Source organism: Enterobacter sp. MEB024, from assembly GCF_030209635.1.
Lineage (GTDB): Bacteria > Pseudomonadota > Gammaproteobacteria > Enterobacterales > Enterobacteriaceae > Enterobacter > Enterobacter ludwigii.
In genome coordinates this window covers 436,904-454,652 of sequence record NZ_JARVRQ010000006.1, presented here as the reverse complement: position 1 = coordinate 454,652, position 17,749 = coordinate 436,904, and the positions used below count along the sequence as shown (strand labels likewise).

The window sequence follows — 17,749 nt, the reverse complement described above, 5'->3', positions numbered from 1 at the left end:
CGGGCTGCGATGTTTCGGTTAAGGTTGTCACGAAGCGTTTAATTGAACACAATAAATGCGCTGAATGAGTCTAGATTTAATCATAAGAAATATTTGGGTGTTACACCCGTTTTCAACCCGTGATGTGGGTTTTTGGCTAACAGGCCGTATTTTGCCGCGGAGCGGCACTTCATTTGCTTCCAGGGTGGAAAAAGGGATATTCAGGAGAAAACGTGACAAAAATCCGCCAGTTATGTTTGGTCAGTTTATTGCTGACAAGCGGGGTTGCCAGCGCGGCGAATGTCCGTTTGCAGGTTGAGGGGTTATCCGGGGCGCTGGAAAAAAACGTGCGTGCGCAGCTGTCGACCATCGAGAGCGACGAAGTGACGCCGGACCGGCGTTTTCGCGCGCGCGTGGATGATGCGATCCGCGAAGGGCTGAAAGCGCTGGGTTATTACGAACCCACCATTGATTTCGATCTCCGTCCGCCGCCAAAGAAGGGGCGACAGGTGCTTATTGCCCGCGTTTCACCGGGTGAGCCGGTGTTGATCGGCGGCACTAACGTCATTCTGCGCGGCGGCGCGCGTACGGACCGGGATTACCTGGATCTGCTCAGCACGCGGCCGAAAAACGGTACCGTGCTGAACCACGGTGACTACGACCATTTCAAAAAAGAGCTGACGAGCGTTTCCCTGCGTAAGGGGTACTTTGACAGCCAGTTCGACAAAAGCCAGCTGGGCATTGCGCTCGACAGGCACCAGGCCTTCTGGGATATCGATTATGACAGCGGCGAACGTTATCGTTTCGGCGATGTGACCTTCGAAGGCTCACAAATTCGTGAAGAGTATCTACAAAACCTCGTGCCTTTCAAAAAGGGCGATTACTACCAGTCGCGTGATCTGGCGGAGCTGAACCGCCGCCTCTCCGCCACCGGGTGGTTTAACTCGGTGGTTGTCGCGCCAGAGTTTGATAAATCGCGCAAAACCAAGGTGTTGCCGCTGCATGGCGTTGTTTCGCCGCGCACCGAGAACACCATTGAGACCGGTGTTGGCTATTCGACCGACGTCGGTCCGCGCGTGAAAGCCACGTGGAAAAAGCCGTGGATGAACTCATACGGCCACAGCCTGACCACCAGCGCCAGTATCTCAGCGCCGGAACAGCAGCTCGATTTCAGCTACAAAATGCCGCTGCTGAAAAACCCGCTTGAACAGTATTACCTTGTTCAGGGCGGTTTTAAGCGTACCGACCTGAACGATACCGAGGCAGATTCCACCACGCTTGCGGTATCGCGATACTGGGACCTCTCCAGCGGCTGGCAGCGCGCCATTAACCTGCGCTGGAGTCTGGACCACTTTACCCAGGCCAACGTCACCAACACCACTATGCTGCTCTACCCGGGGGTGATGATCAGCCGTACCCGCTCGCGCGGCGGCCTGATGCCAACCTGGGGCGATTCCCAGCGTTACTCCATCGATTACTCCAACACCATGTGGGGTTCCGATGTGGATTTCTCGGTGATTCAGGCGCAAAACGTCTGGATCCGCACGCTGTATGACAAACACCGCTTCGTGATGCGCGGCAACCTCGGCTGGATTGAAACCGGCGACTTCGACAAAGTTCCGCCGGATCTGCGCTTCTTCGCCGGTGGCGACCGCAGTATTCGCGGTTACAAATACAAATCCATCGCGCCGAAAGATGATGACGGCAAGCTGATTGGTGCCTCCAAGCTGGCTACCGGCTCGCTGGAGTACCAGTACAACGTCAGCGGAAAATGGTGGGGCGCGATGTTTGTCGACGGCGGTGAAGCGGTAAGCGATATCCGCCGCAGCGACTTTAAAACCGGCGCGGGCGTGGGCGTACGCTGGCAGTCTCCCGTCGGGCCAATCAAGCTCGATTTCGCCGTGCCGGTGGGTGATAAAGAAGAACACGGTTTACAGTTTTACATCGGTCTGGGGCCTGAATTATGAGTTTATGGAAGAAGATAAGCCTCGGGGTGCTGATTTTTATCGTACTGCTGCTCGGTACGGTGGCGTTTCTGGTCGGAACGACGTCTGGCCTGCATCTGCTGTTTAACGCGGCTAACCGCTGGGTTCCCGGGCTGGAAATTGGCCAGGTGACAGGCGGCTGGCGCGATCTGCGTCTGAAAAACATCCGCTATGAGCAGCCTGGCGTGGCGGTAAACGCGGGGGAATTTCACCTCGCGGTGAAGCTGGGCTGCCTGCGGGACAGCAAGCTGTGCGTTAACGATCTGTCGCTGAAAGACGTGAACGTGGCGATAGATTCGAAGAAAATGCCGAAATCGGCCCCCGTTGAGGAAGAGGATAGCGGCCCGCTGAATCTCTCCACACCGTATCCGATTGCCCTCTATCGGGTAGCGCTGGATAACGTCAATGTTAAAATCGACGACACCACCGTCTCCGTAATGGATTTCACCTCCGGCCTGCGCTGGCAGGAGAAAAACCTCACTCTGACGCCAACCTCCCTTCAGGGGCTGCTGATTGCGCTGCCGAAAGTGGAGGACGTGGCGCAGGAAGAAATTGTCGAGCCGAAGATCCAGAACCCGCAGCCGGAAGAGAAACCGCTGGGCGAAACGCTGAAAGATCTCTTCTCTAAACCTGTGCTGCCGGAGATGACGGACGTTCATCTGCCGCTGAACCTGAATATCGAAGAGTTTAAAGGCGAGCAGCTGCGTCTCACCGGCGATACCGATCTGACGGTCTTCAACATGCTGCTTAAAGTCAGCAGCATCGACGGCAACATGAAGCTCGACGCGCTGGATATCGACACCAACCAGGGCTCGGTTAACGCGTCAGGGAATGCCCTGCTGCGCGACAACTGGCCGGTGGATATCACCCTGAACAGTTCGCTCAACATCGACCCGCTGAAAGGCGAAAAAGTGAAGGTCAAAGTGGGCGGGGCGCTGCGCGATAAACTGGATGTCGGCGTTAACCTCTCCGGCCCGGTGGATATGGATCTGCGCGCGCAAACGCAGCTGGCGGAAGCGGGGCTGCCGCTCAACCTTGAGGTTGTCAGTAAGCAACTCTACTGGCCGTTCACCGGCGAAAAACAGTTCCAGGCCGATGACCTGAAGCTCAAGCTGAGCGGCAAAATGACCGATTACACCCTGTCGTTCCGCACGGCGGTGAAGGGGCAAGGTGTTCCGCCTGCGACGATTACGCTGGATGCTAAAGGGAACGAGCAGCAGGTGAATCTCGACAAACTGACCGTCGCGGCGCTGGAAGGCAAAACGGAACTCACCGCGCTGCTCGACTGGCAGCAGGCGATCAGCTGGCGCGGCGAGCTGAAGCTGACGGGGATCAACACGGCCAAAGAGGTGCCGGACTGGCCATCAAAACTGGACGGCCTGATCAAAACCCGCGGCAGCCTGTATGGCGGTACGTGGCAGATGGACGTGCCGGAAATCAAGCTTACCGGTAACGTGAAGCAGAATAAGGTCAACGTTGAAGGCTCGCTGAAGGGCAACAGCTATCTGCAGTGGGTGATCCCGGGTCTGCACGTGGCGCTGGGCCGTAACACGGCGGATATCAAAGGCGAGCTGGGGGTGAAAGATCTTAATCTCGATGCCACCATTGATGCGCCAAATCTGGATAACGCCCTGCCAGGGTTGGGCGGTACGGCGAAAGGGTTAGTGAAGGTGCGCGGCACGGTAGAGGCTCCGCAGCTGCTGGCCGATATCACCGCCAGCAACCTGCGCTGGCAGGCGCTGACCGTTGCGCGGGTTCGCGTCGAAGGGGATGTGAAATCCACCGATCAGATTGGCGGTAACCTGAACCTGCGCGTGGAGCGCATTTCTCAGCCCGACGTGAACATTAATCTGGTTACTCTGGATGCCAAAGGTAACGAAAAACAGCACGATCTCCAGCTTAAGGTGCAGGGCGAGCCGGTATCCGGTCAGCTTCATCTGACCGGAAGCTTTGATCGCAAACAGGCGCGCTGGAAAGGGACGCTGGACAATACCCGCTTCAACACCCCGGTAGGGCCGCTGGCGCTGTCCCGCTCTATCGCGCTGGACTACCGCAACGCCGAACAAAAGATCAGTATCGGACCGCACTGCTGGACCAACCCGAATGCGGAACTGTGCGTGCCGCAGACCATTGATGCGGGGGCTGAAGGGCGTGCGCAGATCAACCTTAATCGCTTCGACCTGGCGATGCTAAAACCGTTTATGCCGGAGACGACTCAGGCCAGCGGCGTCTTTAGCGGGAAAGCCGATGTCGCGTGGGACACGACCAAAGAGGGGCTGCCGCAGGGTAGCGTGACGCTCTCTGGTCGTAACGTGAAGGTGATACAGGAAGTGAACGACGCACCGCTGCCGGTGGCGTTTGATACCCTCAACCTGAGTGCCGATCTGCATAACAACCGCGCGGAGCTGGGGTGGCTTATCCGTCTGACCAACAACGGTCAGTTTGACGGGCAGGTGCAGATTACCGATCCGCAAGGACGCCGTAATCTCGCCGGTAACGTTAATATCCGCAATTTCAACCTGGCGATGGCCAACCCGATTTTCTCACGCGGAGAAAAAGCGGAGGGGATGCTCAGCGCGAACCTGCGCCTGGCGGGCAATGCGCAAAGCCCGCAGCTGTTTGGCCAGATGCAGCTTAACGGCGTGGATATCGACGGCAACTTTATGCCGTTTGATATGCAGCCAAGCCAGATTGCGATAAACTTCAACGGCATGAGCTCGACCCTCGCCGGGGTGGTGCGTACCCAGCAGGGGCAAATCAACCTCAGCGGCGACGCCGACTGGAGCCAGCTTGATAACTGGCGGGCCCGTGTTGCGGCCAAAGGCAGCAAGGTGCGGATCACCGTACCGCCGATGGTACGTCTGGACGTATCCCCGGATATTGTCTTTGAAGCCACCCCAAGCCTCTTCACGCTGGACGGCAACGTGGACGTACCGTGGGCACGCATCGTGGTGCACGAGGTGCCTGAGAGCGCGGTGGGCGTCTCCAGTGACGAAGTCATGCTCAATGAAAATCTCAAACCCGTTGAGCAGAAGAGCGCCGGTATTCCGATCAACAGTAACCTCACCGTTCACGTCGGCAATAACGTGCGTCTGGATGCGTTTGGGCTGAAGGCGAGACTGACAGGGGATCTGAAAGTCGCGCAGGACAAGCAGGGTCTGGGTCTGAACGGCCAGATCAATATTCCTGAAGGGCGCTTCCATGCCTATGGTCAGGATCTGATTGTGCGTAAAGGTGAGCTGCTGTTCTCCGGCCCACCGGATCAGCCACTGCTCAATATCGAAGCGATTCGTAACCCGGAAGCCACCGAAAACGACGTTATTGCGGGTGTTCGCGTTACCGGCTCTGCTGATGAACCGAAGGCGGAGATCTTCTCCGACCCGGCAATGTCGCAACAGGAAGCCCTGTCTTACCTGCTGCGTGGGCAAGGACTGGAGAGCGGCCAGAGCGACAGTGCAGCGATGACCTCGATGTTAGTGGGTCTGGGGGTTGCACAAAGTGGGCAGGTTGTGGGTAAAATCGGCGAGACGTTCGGCGTAAGCAATCTGGCACTGGACACCCAGGGCGTGGGTGACTCCTCGCAAGTGGTGGTCAGTGGCTATGTACTGCCGGGTCTGCAGGTAAAATATGGCGTGGGGATCTTTGACTCACTGGCAACACTCACGTTACGCTATCGCCTTATGCCTAAGCTATATCTGGAAGCAGTGTCCGGCGTAGACCAGGCACTTGATCTGCTCTATCAGTTTGAGTTTTAGCAATGCGAATATTTGTCTACGGCAGTTTACGAACCAAGCAAGGCAACAGTCACTGGATGACCAATGCCCTGCTGCTGGGGAATTACAATATCGAGAACTACCAGTTGTATAGCCTGGGCCACTATCCAGGCGCGGTTCCTGGGGAAGGAACAGTACAGGGTGAAGTTTATCGTATTGATAATGCTACACTTGCCGAACTTGATGCCTTGCGCACCAGGGGCGGTGAATACGCTCGCCAGTTGATCCAGACGCCGTATGGAAGTGCGTGGATGTACGTCTACCAGCGTCCGGTCGAGGGGTTAAAGCGGATTGTAAGCGGTAACTGGTTAGACAGAGACCAGTACTGAAAAAAACAACGCCACCGTCAGGTGGCGTTGTTTTTTATGGGCTTAGCTCTCTTCTGTGCTTCGGCGTCGGGTCAAAAACAGCGGAACAAAAAGCATGATGTACGGAGCAACCAGCCATATCAGGCACAGGGCGCGTGAAAAGCCGTAGTAGTTGATGCACCGCGTATTGCTTGAAATGACGGGAATAAAAAACAGTAAAAACAGCAAAATGGCATAATCGCTACGGTAGGGGATCCATAAATAAAACAAAAACCAGGCGAGCTGGAATGTCATGATGCAGAGATACTGCCATTTGCTGTCTTTGCCGTAACAGTCAAACGCCTTTATGTAGCCCATCTTTATGCTTTGAAGAAAGAAACGTAGCATGTAAAACGCTCACGATCGCGACGGTCAGGAGTGTGCTGGCCAGCAACTCAATTAAAAAATAGCTATGGGTGATATTAGTAGCACCTGAGCTCAGGGTATGCCGTTTATTCTACCCGCTGTGCATTGCAACAAAAAGGGTAGACACACCTGTCTTCATAAAGACCTGAAGCAGACACGAAACGGGTATATTCGTCGGTAATTGTTTTAACGCAGCGAGTAGGGCAAAAGCAGGCTATTAATAGCGTTAGATAATATCAAAGACCTCTATCGGTAAATATCAGGCCATCACTCTCATAATACCCTGCAAGCTCTTCAAACAGGTCGGCTCTGCCGGGGACAAAACCTGGGGTCACAAGCTCATAGATTCTGCTGGTTCCTTGAGATGTTACCCGCTATACCGTATTTAGCGTGCCAGTGTCGCGCCAGACGCAAGGCATAAAAAAGCCCCGACTCGCGGGGCCTTATTATTCAGCGGTAAGAATTACTTCTTCGCAGCGCGTTCGAAAGAGGAGATGATTTCCGCTTTCGCTGCTTCTGCGTTTTCCCAGCCGTCAACTTTAACCCACTTGCCTTTTTCGAGGTCTTTGTAGTGCTCGAAGAAGTGAGTGATCTGCGCTTTCAGCAGTTCTGGCAGGTCGTTCACATCTTTGATGTGATCGTACTCTTTGCTCAGTTTGGTGTGCGGAACAGCGACCAGTTTCGCATCTTCACCAGATTCGTCGGTCATTTTCAGCACGCCAACAGGACGGCAGCGAATGACTGCGCCTGGCTGCAGTGGGTATGGCGTTGGAACCAGTACGTCAACCGGGTCACCGTCCAGAGACAGGGTGTGGTTGATGTAACCGTAGTTGCATGGGTAGAACATGGCGGTAGACATGAAACGGTCTACAAACAGCGCACCGCTCTCTTTGTCCACTTCGTATTTGATAGGATCTGCGTTAGCCGGGATTTCGATAACTACGTAGATGTCTTCTGGCAGTTCTTTACCCGCAGGGACGTTGAGTAAGCTCATGTCTGTGTCCTTTAAAATGGATGGTAAACAAGTGGCAGGTATTATAGCCAACTGGCGCTGAATGTCTCCGCCTGTTTTCGTCTTCTCTCCACGTTCTCCCCACTTTTCAGACCGATTCCATGACAGGAAAATCCATAAACTCAGCCGCTTTTTTAATGGTGAAATGAAAGCGATTACAAACTTGTGATTAACGTTTTATTCACTTTTCTGAAGTGTGATGTAACGCAATTCGTTACATATTTCATTGGCTATAGTCATTTCGCAGAACATCTTTTAACCAACAATAAACACCCCTACGAGGACGTTCATATGTGGAAGCGCTTACTTCTTGTCACAGCAGTTTCGGCAGCCATGTCGTCTATGGCGATGGCCGCCCCTTTAACCGTAGGTTTTTCCCAGGTCGGCTCTGAATCCGGCTGGCGAGCGGCAGAAACCAACGTTGCGAAAAGCGAGGCCCAGAAACGCGGTATCACCCTGAAAATCGCCGATGCGCAGCAAAAACAGGAAAACCAGATCAAAGCCGTGCGGTCATTTATCGCCCAGGGCGTTGATGCCATCTTTATTGCGCCGGTTGTGGCCACTGGCTGGGAGCCGGTCCTGAAGGAAGCGAAAGACGCTGAGATCCCGGTTGTTTTGCTCGATCGTTCCATTGATGTAAAAGACAAATCTCTCTATATGACCACCGTCACCGCCAACAACGTTCTCGAGGGCCAATTAATTGGTGACTGGCTGGTGAAACAGGTGGATGGCAAGCCGTGTAACGTCGTTGAGTTGCAGGGGACCGTCGGGGCGAGCGTGGCCATCGATCGTAAGAAAGGCTTCGCGGAGGCCATCGCCAAAGCGCCAAACATTAAGATTATCCGCTCTCAGTCCGGCGACTTTACCCGCAGTAAAGGTAAAGAGGTCATGGAGAGCTTTATCAAGGCTGAAAACAACGGCAAGAACATTTGCATGGTTTACGCCCACAACGATGACATGGTGATCGGGGCTATCCAGGCCATCAAAGAAGCGGGGCTGAAGCCGGGCAAAGATATCCTCACTGGCTCTATCGATGGCGTGCCGGATATCTATAAAGCGATGATGGACGGCGAAGCGAACGCCAGCGTGGAGCTGACGCCAAACATGGCTGGCCCGGCATTCGATGCGCTGGAGAAATTCAAGAAAGACGGCACCCTGCCTGAAAAAGTGACGATCACCAAATCGACGCTCTACCTGCCTGACACCGCGAAAGAAGAGTTAGAGAAGAAGAAAAATATGGGCTACTAAGGCCTTTTCCCTCGCCCCTTACCCCACTCCTCTCCCCTGAGGGGAGAGGGTGTACAAGGGCGGGTAGACTGGCATGAAAATTTCCCTCTCCCCAACCGGGAGAGGGCGAGGGTGAGGGGGAAACATGACCGACACACAACACCAGGAAATCCTCCGCACAGAGGGCTTAAGCAAGTTTTTCCCCGGTGTAAAAGCGCTGGATAATGTTGATTTTAGCCTGCGACGCGGTGAGATTATGGCGCTGCTGGGAGAGAACGGTGCGGGAAAATCGACGCTGATTAAGGCACTTACCGGCGTTTACCATGCCGATCGCGGCACAATCTGGCTAGAAGGCAACGCCATTTCGCCAAAAAACACCGCCCATGCGCAACAGCTGGGGATTGGGACGGTTTACCAGGAAGTGAACCTGCTGCCGAATATGTCGGTGGCGGATAACCTGTTTATCGGCCGTGAGCCAAGACGCTTCGGCCTGCTGCGACGCAAAGAGATGGAAGCGCGGGCCACCAGGCTGATGGAATCCTATGGCTTCTCCCTGGACGTTCGCGAACCGCTGAACCGTTTTTCCGTCGCGATGCAGCAAATTGTCGCGATTTGCCGGGCGATCGATCTCTCCGCGAAAGTGCTGATCCTTGATGAGCCTACCGCGAGCCTTGATACCCAGGAAGTTGAAATGCTCTTTACCCTGATGCGCCAGCTGCGCGATCAGGGGGTAAGCCTGATCTTCGTCACCCACTTCCTCGATCAGGTGTATGAGGTCAGCGATCGCATCACGGTGCTGCGCAACGGCAGCTTTGTCGGCTGCCGCGAAACCCGCGAGCTGCCGCAGATAGAGCTGGTCAAAATGATGCTGGGCCGCGAGCTGGAAACCAACGCGCTTCAGCGTGCAGGCCGCACGTTGCTCAGCGAGAAACCGGTCGCAGCCTTCAGCGATTTTGGCAAAAAAGGGGTGATCTCACCCTTTAATCTAGACGTGCGGCCCGGTGAAATTGTCGGGCTGGCGGGCCTGCTGGGTTCCGGGCGCACCGAAACCGCCGAGGTGATCTTCGGGATCAAACCTGCAGACAGCGGCAGCGCGCTGATCAAAGGTAAACCGCAGACCCTGCGATCGCCGCATCAGGCCTCCTGCCTGGGCGTGGGCTTCTGCCCGGAAGACAGGAAAACCGATGGCATAATTGCCGCCGCCTCGGTGCGGGAAAATATCATTCTGGCTCTGCAGGCGCAGCGCGGATGGCTACGCCCCATCCCGCGGAAAGAGCAGAACGCCATTGCCGAGCGATTTATCCGTCAGCTCGGTATACGTACGCCGAGCGCTGAACAGCCCATTGAATTTCTCTCCGGTGGCAACCAGCAGAAGGTATTGCTGTCACGCTGGCTGCTGACTAAACCCCAGTTCCTGATCCTCGATGAACCGACGCGCGGTATCGACGTTGGGGCGCACGCCGAAATTATCCGGCTTATCGAAACGCTGTGTGCAGACGGTCTGGCGCTGCTGGTTATCTCATCCGAGCTGGAAGAGCTGGTGGGGTATGCCGATCGCGTCATCATCATGCGCGATCGTAAGCAGGTGGCAGAGATCCCGCTGGATAAACTGTCCGTTCCGGCAATCATGAATGCCATCGCGGCGTAAGGAGTTAATCGTGATGCCCCGTTCGCTTCCGCAAACCGGTGCAACCAGGCGCCGCTTCACCTGGCCTACCGGCACGCCGCAAATTATCGCGTTGCTGCTGGTGCTGCTGATCGATAGCCTGGTCGCCCCGCATTTCTTTCAGATTATCGTGCAGGATGGCCGGCTGTTTGGCAGTCCGATAGACATTTTAAACCGCGCCGCCCCGGTGGCGCTTCTGGCCATTGGTATGACGCTGGTGATCGCCACCGGCGGGATTGACCTCTCCGTCGGTGCGGTGATGGCCATCGCCGGCGCCACGGCAGCGTCCATGACCGTCGCCGGGCACAGCCTGCCGGTGGTGCTGCTGGCTGCATTAGGTACCGGCGTGCTGGCCGGACTGTGGAACGGCATTCTGGTGGCGGTCCTGAAAATTCAGCCGTTTGTCGCCACTCTCATTCTGATGGTGGCCGGACGCGGTGTGGCACAGCTTATCACCTCGGGTCAGATTGTGACCTTCAACTCCCCCGGCCTGGCATGGCTTGGCAGCGGTAAGCTGTTCTTCTTCCCGACGCCGATCGTTATTGCGCTGGTCACATTAGTCGTGTTCTGGCTCTTTACCCGTAAAACGGCGCTGGGCATGTTCATTGAAGCGGTCGGGATTAACATCCGTGCGGCGCGAAACGCCGGAGTTAATACACGGCTGATGGTTATGCTGACCTACGTGCTGAGCGGCATTTGCGCCGCCATTGCCGGGGTGATCGTCGCGGCGGACATCCGTGGTGCGGATGCCAACAACGCCGGGTTATGGCTGGAGCTGGATGCGATCCTGGCGGTGGTTATCGGTGGCGGATCGCTGATGGGCGGGCGGTTTAATCTGCTGCTCTCGGTGATCGGCGCGCTGATTATTCAGGGTATGAATACCGGGATCCTGCTCTCCGGTTTTCAGCCGGAACTCAACCAGGTGGTGAAAGCGGTGGTCGTGCTCTGCGTGCTGATCGTCCAGTCGCCGCGCTTTGTCAGCATCATTAAAGGGATCCGTGGCCATGATAAAACGTAATTTACCGTTAATGATCACCCTGGGCGTGTTTGTGCTGGGTTATCTCTACTGCCTGACGCAATTCCCGGGCTTTGCCTCTACCCGGGTGATTTGCAACATTCTGACGGATAACGCCTTTTTAGGCATTATCGCCGTTGGCATGACCTTTGTGATCCTCTCCGGCGGGATCGATCTCTCGGTTGGGTCGGTGATCGCTTTCACGGGCGTATTCCTCGCAAAAGCGATCGGTTTCTGGGGGATCTCGCCGCTGCTGGCCTTCCCGCTGGTGCTGGTGATGGGCTGCGCGTTTGGCGCCTTTATGGGGCTTTTGATCGACGCGCTGAAAATTCCGGCTTTTATTATCACCCTTGCCGGCATGTTCTTCCTGCGCGGCGTGAGCTACCTGGTCTCGGAAGAATCGATTCCGATTAACCATCCTGTCTACGACACGCTCTCCAGCCTGGCGTGGAAAATCCCCGGCGGCGGTCGTCTGAGCGCGATGGGGTTGCTGATGCTGGGCGTGGTGGTGGTGGGGATCTTCCTTGCCCACCGTACCCGGTTTGGTAATCAGGTCTATGCCATTGGCGGCAGTGCCACCTCGGCAAACCTGATGGGGATCTCCACCCGCAGCACTACAATCCGCATCTATATGCTCTCGACCGGACTGGCGACGCTGGCGGGGATCGTCTTCTCGATTTATACCCAGGCGGGTTATGCCCTGGCAGGTGTCGGGGTGGAACTTGATGCCATCGCCTCGGTGGTGATTGGCGGCACGTTGCTCAGCGGCGGCGTTGGCACGGTGCTGGGGACGCTGTTCGGCGTGGCGATCCAGGGGCTGATCCAGACCTATATCAACTTTGACGGCACGCTCAGTTCATGGTGGACCAAGATCGCCATTGGCATTCTGTTGTTTATTTTTATCGCCCTGCAGCGTGGCCTGACGGTGCTCTGGGAGAACCGACAAAGCTCGCCTGTTACCCGTGTAAACACTTCAGTAACAGAGCCATAACACGCTGAATTTGCTTAAAGTCTAAACATTTTCCGGTAGCGGCCGATACTCTTTTTTTATGCCCAGAAATATCTCGCTACCGGAAATAATATCATGCTTAAAACGCTATCGATTCGTACCGGCTTGCTCTCTTTACTGGCCGTTATGACCCTTCTGCTGCTGATTGTCAGCGGCATTGGCATTTATGCCCTCACACAGAGTTCTTCTTCACTCCAGCGCATCAACCACCTTCAGGGTGAGCAGATGGTGCAGCTTAATTCTGGCTATACCCTGATCCTGCGCGCGCGTAATGAAGCGGGTCAGGCGGTCCGGATGATGGAAATCGGCATGCTGGATGACGCGGCCAAATCGGTGAAAAACATCAATCAGGAGATTGCCCAGGCCCGTAAAACGCTGAAAGGCGTGATCGACGGCGGGGTGGCGGATGAGCAGGGACAAAAACTGCTGGATAAGGTGGCCGCGAGCCTGGCGACCTATAACCAGCAGGGGATCGACCCGATGCTGAAAGCCCTGAACGATCAGAGCGCAGACAGCTATTACGATCTGCTTGAGAACACGCTGATCCCGGTGGCGGCGCAGTTTGATAATGATATGCAGGTCTTTCAGAAATGGAGCGAAGCGCGCGGGAAAGCGGAAGTGAAGGCCGTGCAGTCGAGCAAAAACCGGGTACTGATCCTGATCGTGGTGGCCGCGCTGCTGACGGCTGGCATTATTGTGCTGGCGTGGCTGGTACTGCGTCACATGCTGCTCAAACCGCTTTCGGCCTCCATTGCTCAGCTGGAGAACGTGGCGGCGGGCGATTTAACCCACACGCTGAATGACCCGGCGAGCCAGGAGTTTAACCGCCTGAACGCGGCCATTGAGGGGATGCGGCAGTCTCTGATGAACTCGGTTTTACGGGTACGTGATGCCAGCTCGCAAATTGATACCGGCAGCCGCGAGCTGACGGCGGGGAACATGGATCTTGCCCAGCGCACGGAATCCACCGCGACATCGCTTGAGCAGACGGCCGCCAGCATGGAAGAGATCACCGCCACGGTGAAACTCAATGCAGACAACGCCGAGCAGGCGCACCAGCTGGCGAAATCCGTGTCTGACACCGCCGATCACGGCAGCGAAATGGTCTGCTACGTCATTGAAAAAATGCGTGATATCGCCGGCAGTTCGGCACGCATCGCCGATATTCTGAGCGTCATTGACGGCATTGCCTTCCAGACCAATATTCTGGCGCTGAACGCCTCGGTGGAAGCGGCGCGCGCGGGTGAGCAGGGGCGCGGGTTTGCCGTTGTCGCCGGTGAAGTGCGAAACCTCGCCAGCCGCAGCGCTGACGCAGCAAAAGAGATCCGTTCGCTTATCAGTGATTCTCAGACCCACGTAAACGAAGGCAGCGAGCTGGCGCAGCAGGCTGGCGAAACGATGGATGAGATCGCAACAGAAGTACTGCGCATGACCAAACTGATGCGCGAGATTGCGACCGCGTCCCAGGAGCAGAGTCGCGGCATTGAGCAGGTGAATATTGCCGTGAATCAGATGGACGAAACCGCGCAGCAGAATGCGGCGCTGGTCCAGCAATCTTCTGCCGCGACGCGCTCGCTGGAAGAGCAATCGCGTCAGCTGATGGACGCCATGGCATCATTTAAACTGACGGCTCAGACAGCGGCATAATATTTTCCCGCCCCGGCGCATTCTGTGTCGGGGTTTTATGTGTCGCTGAATTTAATGCGCCAATATTATCGTGAATGTCGCCCATTAATATTTCCAGAGATTGGGTTAATGCTAATGCATTTTCAGTCGGCTCAAGATATAACCCTTTGCGGAAAAATAGCGGCTCGTCAAACAGCTGATTAAAGCGTTTTAATGCCAGACTCACCGCGGGGCGCGACATCTCCAGACGTACGGAGGCTTTTGCCATACTGCCGCAGCGGACCACTTCAATAAAAACAGGGATAAGATTTAAATCAATGCCGGTATTAGCACGGGAATAATTTTTCATGACGATTAGGCTCCAGGAAATATTTGTCAAACTGTTATGGAAATAATGCAGGAGCAAAACCGAATATTAAAGCGTGTTTTTTATAAACACTTATACGGTAAAATATATAAATGAAGCGGGGAGCCTGAATGGCTCCCCGTGTTATGGGTTATGCGTCCGGATACTCACGGATAAAACGTTCAACGTCATCAACCATATGGGTGTTGCCGACAAAGAACGAACGACGCTGGTGCAGGCTTTCCGGCACGATGTCCAGAATACGCTCTTTACCGTCGCTCGCCTTGCCGCCAGCCTGTTCGGCCAGGAACGCCATTGGGTTGCATTCATACAGCAGACGCAGCTTGCCGTCAGGGTGGCTTGCCGTGCTTGGGTAGAGGTAGATACCGCCTTTCAGCAGGTTGCGGTGGAAGTCAGCAACCAGCGAGCCGATATAGCGGGACGTGTACGGGCGCTGAGTGGCTTTATCTTCTTCCTGGCAAAACTTGATGTATTTCTTCACGCCGTTCGGGAATCGGATGTAGTTGCCTTCGTTGATGGAGTAGGTATTGCCCTTCTCCGGGAAGCGCATACGTTCCTGGCTCAGGCAGAAAACGCCCAGCGAGGGATCGTAAGTAAAGGCGTGAACGCCGCAGCCCGTGGTGTACACCAGCATGGTGGAGGAGCCATAAACGACGTAACCGGCCGCCACCTGGTTACTGCCCGGCTGCAGGAAATCTTCCTCTGTCACCGGCGTGCCAACAGGCGTGACGCGGCGGTAGATGGAGAAAATGGTACCGACAGAAACGTTAACGTCGATGTTAGAGGAACCGTCCAGCGGATCCATCAGCACAACGTATTTAGCGTGTTCACACCCTTCGAAAACGACAATTTCATCTTCTTCTTCGGAGGCGATACCCGCCACGATGTCGCGCGCGCGCAGTGCAGCTTTCAGTTTTTCATTTGCGAACAGATCGAGTTTCTGTTGAACCTCGCCCTGAACGTTCTCGGCACCGCTGGCACCCAGGATATCGACCAGACCGGCCTTGTTGATATCACGGTGGATGATCTTAGCGCCCAGCTTTATTGCCGACAGCAAAGCAGTGAGTTCACCCGTAGCATGAGAAAACTCGTGCTGCTTTTCGACAATAAATTCACCTAACGTTTTCATAACACTTTCCCTGCATCTTTGTGAGTAGAGCGATTGTATGTTCACTAAAACGACTAAAGCCCAACAATCTTAACAAACATTCAAATATTAGCGCAGAGGTGAATCGCGCCAGCAATATACGGATTTACCTGAAATGCGTTTCGCTGTCGCTGACATGTGAGTAAAATGTGCGCCACATTGAAGAAGGATAGTGACGTATGCGCATTCATATATTGGGGATTTGTGGCACTTTCATGGGCGGACTGGCAATGCTGGCGCGCTCTCTGGGCCATGAAGTGACAGGTTCGGACGCCAATGTGTATCCGCCGATGAGCACGCTTCTGGAGAAACAGGGCATCTCTCTGATTCAGGGATACGATGCCAGCCAGCTGGATCCTGAGCCGGATCTGGTGATCATTGGCAACGCCATGACCCGCGGTAATCCGTGCGTTGAGGCGGTTCTGGAACGCAACATTCCGTTCATGTCTGGCCCGCAGTGGCTGCATGATTTCGTGCTGCGCGACCGTTGGGTCGTTGCCGTAGCCGGAACGCATGGCAAAACCACGACCGCCGGAATGGCGACCTGGATCCTCGAAGCCTGTGGTTATAAGCCAGGTTTTGTAATCGGGGGTGTACCGGGTAATTTCGATGTTTCTGCGCGTCTGGGTGACAGCCCGTTCTTCGTGATCGAAGCCGACGAGTATGACTGCGCGTTCTTCGACAAGCGCTCCAAGTTCGTGCACTACTGCCCGCGGACGCTGATCCTCAACAACCTTGAGTTCGATCACGCGGATATTTTTGACGACCTGAAAGCGATTCAGAAACAGTTCCACCATCTGGTGCGCATCGTTCCGGGTCAGGGCCGCATCATCCTGCCGGAAAACGACATCAACCTGAAGCAAACCCTGGCGATGGGATGCTGGAGCGAGCAGGAGCTGGTGGGCGAGCAGGGACACTGGCAGGCGAAAAAACTCAACGCGGATGCCTCCGAGTGGGAAGTGCTGCTCGACGGTGAGAAAGTGGGTGAGGTGAAGTGGGGCCTGGTGGGCGAGCACAACATGCACAACGGCCTGATGGCGATTGCCGCGGCACGTCATGTGGGCGTTCAGCCTGCGGATGCGGCGGATGCGTTAGGCTCGTTCATTAACGCCCGCCGTCGTCTGGAGCTGCGCGGTGAAGCCCACGGCGTCACGGTGTATGACGACTTTGCGCATCACCCGACTGCCATTCTGGCGACGCTTGCGGCCTTACGCGGCAAAGTCGGCGGGACCGCCCGCATTCTGGCCGTGCTGGAACCGCGTTCGAACACCATGAAAATGGGCATCTGCAAAGACGATCTTGCGCCATCCTTAGGGCGTGCCGATGAAGTCTTCCTGCTGCAGCCGCAGCATATTCCGTGGCAGGTGGCCGAAGTGGCCGATGCCTGCATTCAGCCTGCGCACTGGAGTGCGGATGTGGATGCGCTGGCGGATATGGTGGTGAAAGCCGCACAGCCTGGCGATCACATTCTGGTGATGAGCAACGGCGGTTTTGGTGGGATCCATCAGAAGCTGCTGGACGGTCTGGCGAAGAAAGCGCAGGCGGTCGTAGAGTAAAAAAAAGCCCGGGAGCGCTCACGCTTACCGGGCTTTTTCGCCCTCGCCCACAGGGAGAGGGGCGGGGTTAAGGGCACTCAACGATGCTGTGCTTACTCTTCGTTTTCAGACAGCTCACGAAGATACTGGAAAATCAGGCGTGCAGACTTCGGCGGCTTGTTCGCTTCTTTCTCTTTCTGGGCATTGCGGATCAACGAACGCAGCTGCTGGCGATCGGCATCCGGCCACAGGTTCAGTACTTCCGGTACCGCATCATCGCCTTGTTCAATCAGACGATCGCGGATCTGCTCAAGCTTATGGAACAGCGCAACCTGCTGGTTGTGGCGGTTTTTCAGTTTGTCCAGCGCCTGGCGGATCGGTTCAACGTCACGCTGACGCAGCATTTTACCGATAAGCTGAAGCTGACGGCGACGGCCTTCTTTCTTGATTTTCTGTGCCAGTTCAATGGCATCGCGCAGATCCTGGTCGAGCGGGAGTTTATCCAGCGCGTTTTTACCCAGTTCTACCATTTCCGCGCCAAGCTGTTTTAACTCTTCGGCGTCACGTTTAATTTCACTTTTACTGACCCAGATGATCTCATCATCTTCGTCTTCGATGTCATCACCGGGAACGTCGTCGAGCCAGTCTTCGGGCTGCTTAGTCATGTCAGGCTCCTTAAAAAAAGAGGCTAATGT

At 55.5% G+C, this 17,749-nt stretch carries 14 protein-coding genes; 9 read left to right on the top strand and 5 right to left on the bottom strand.

Annotated elements, in window-relative coordinates:
- Window positions 1-212 precede the first annotated feature (212 nt).
- From tamA to QRN24_RS13740, 3 genes are read left to right on the top strand one after another with little or no spacing between them, the layout of a single operon-like run.
- Window positions 213-1,946: an autotransporter assembly complex protein TamA gene (gene tamA / locus QRN24_RS13750; RefSeq protein WP_020882918.1), complete on the top strand. Its 1,734-nt coding sequence runs from the start codon at window positions 213-215 to the stop codon at window positions 1,944-1,946.
- Entirely contained in the window at window positions 1,943-5,719 is a 3,777-nt protein-coding gene (gene tamB, locus QRN24_RS13745; RefSeq protein WP_284942813.1) for an autotransporter assembly complex protein TamB, read from the top strand. Before tamA ends, tamB begins: the two co-directional genes overlap by 4 nt.
- A gap of 2 nt (window positions 5,720-5,721) precedes the next feature.
- Window positions 5,722-6,066 carry a gamma-glutamylcyclotransferase family protein gene (locus tag QRN24_RS13740; RefSeq protein WP_014168360.1) on the top strand — a complete coding sequence of 115 codons (345 nt, stop codon included), beginning with the start codon at window positions 5,722-5,724 and terminating at the stop codon, window positions 6,064-6,066.
- A gap of 42 nt (window positions 6,067-6,108) precedes the next feature.
- On the opposite strand, the gene QRN24_RS13735 is transcribed toward QRN24_RS13740, so the two are convergent.
- Together QRN24_RS13735 and ppa are read right to left on the bottom strand one after the other, a co-directional pair.
- Window positions 6,109-6,402, bottom strand: a complete 294-nt coding sequence (locus tag QRN24_RS13735) for a hypothetical protein (RefSeq protein WP_032669643.1) — start codon at window positions 6,400-6,402, stop codon at window positions 6,109-6,111.
- 511 nt (window positions 6,403-6,913) lie between these two features.
- Window positions 6,914-7,444: an inorganic diphosphatase gene (ppa, locus tag QRN24_RS13730; protein ID WP_020882913.1), complete on the bottom strand. Its 531-nt coding sequence runs from the start codon at window positions 7,442-7,444 to the stop codon at window positions 6,914-6,916.
- 309 nt (window positions 7,445-7,753) lie between these two features.
- Between ppa and ytfQ the strand changes: the two genes are divergently transcribed.
- From ytfQ to QRN24_RS13705, 5 genes are all read left to right on the top strand, one after another.
- Window positions 7,754-8,710, top strand: a complete 957-nt coding sequence (gene ytfQ / locus QRN24_RS13725; protein ID WP_020882912.1) for a galactofuranose ABC transporter substrate-binding protein YtfQ — start codon at window positions 7,754-7,756, stop codon at window positions 8,708-8,710.
- Window positions 8,711-8,834: 124 nt separating this feature from the next.
- Window positions 8,835-10,337 carry a galactofuranose ABC transporter, ATP-binding protein YtfR gene (ytfR, locus tag QRN24_RS13720; RefSeq protein WP_032681853.1) on the top strand — a complete coding sequence of 501 codons (1,503 nt, stop codon included), beginning with the start codon at window positions 8,835-8,837 and terminating at the stop codon, window positions 10,335-10,337.
- 10 nt (window positions 10,338-10,347) lie between these two features.
- Entirely contained in the window at window positions 10,348-11,373 is a 1,026-nt protein-coding gene (gene ytfT / locus QRN24_RS13715) for a galactofuranose ABC transporter, ATP-binding protein YtfT (RefSeq protein ID WP_025205793.1), read from the top strand.
- Entirely contained in the window at window positions 11,360-12,361 is a 1,002-nt protein-coding gene (gene yjfF / locus QRN24_RS13710; protein ID WP_020882909.1) for a galactofuranose ABC transporter, permease protein YjfF, read from the top strand. The genes ytfT and yjfF overlap by 14 nt, the downstream gene beginning before the upstream one ends.
- Before the next feature lie 93 nt (window positions 12,362-12,454).
- Window positions 12,455-14,026 (top strand): methyl-accepting chemotaxis protein, encoded by a 1,572-nt coding sequence (locus tag QRN24_RS13705; protein ID WP_025205790.1) that lies wholly within the window; start codon window positions 12,455-12,457, stop codon window positions 14,024-14,026.
- On the opposite strand, the gene QRN24_RS13700 is transcribed toward QRN24_RS13705, so the two are convergent.
- Together QRN24_RS13700 and fbp are read right to left on the bottom strand one after the other, a co-directional pair.
- On the bottom strand, window positions 13,998-14,354 hold the full coding sequence (locus tag QRN24_RS13700; RefSeq protein ID WP_025205788.1) for a helix-turn-helix domain-containing protein: 357 nt from the start codon (window positions 14,352-14,354) through the stop codon (window positions 13,998-14,000). The two genes, QRN24_RS13705 and QRN24_RS13700, sit on opposite strands and share 29 nt — an antisense overlap.
- Before the next feature lie 148 nt (window positions 14,355-14,502).
- Window positions 14,503-15,501 carry a class 1 fructose-bisphosphatase gene (gene fbp, locus QRN24_RS13695; protein ID WP_020882906.1) on the bottom strand — a complete coding sequence of 333 codons (999 nt, stop codon included), beginning with the start codon at window positions 15,499-15,501 and terminating at the stop codon, window positions 14,503-14,505.
- A 197-nt stretch (window positions 15,502-15,698) separates the two neighbouring features.
- On the opposite strand from fbp, the gene mpl reads away from it, so the two are divergent.
- Window positions 15,699-17,075, top strand: a complete 1,377-nt coding sequence (gene mpl, locus QRN24_RS13690; protein WP_014168372.1) for a UDP-N-acetylmuramate:L-alanyl-gamma-D-glutamyl-meso-diaminopimelate ligase — start codon at window positions 15,699-15,701, stop codon at window positions 17,073-17,075.
- Between the two features lie 92 nt (window positions 17,076-17,167).
- On the opposite strand, the gene yjgA is transcribed toward mpl, so the two are convergent.
- Window positions 17,168-17,719 (bottom strand): ribosome biogenesis factor YjgA, encoded by a 552-nt coding sequence (gene yjgA / locus QRN24_RS13685; RefSeq protein ID WP_014168373.1) that lies wholly within the window; start codon window positions 17,717-17,719, stop codon window positions 17,168-17,170.
- Window positions 17,720-17,749 lie beyond the last annotated feature (30 nt).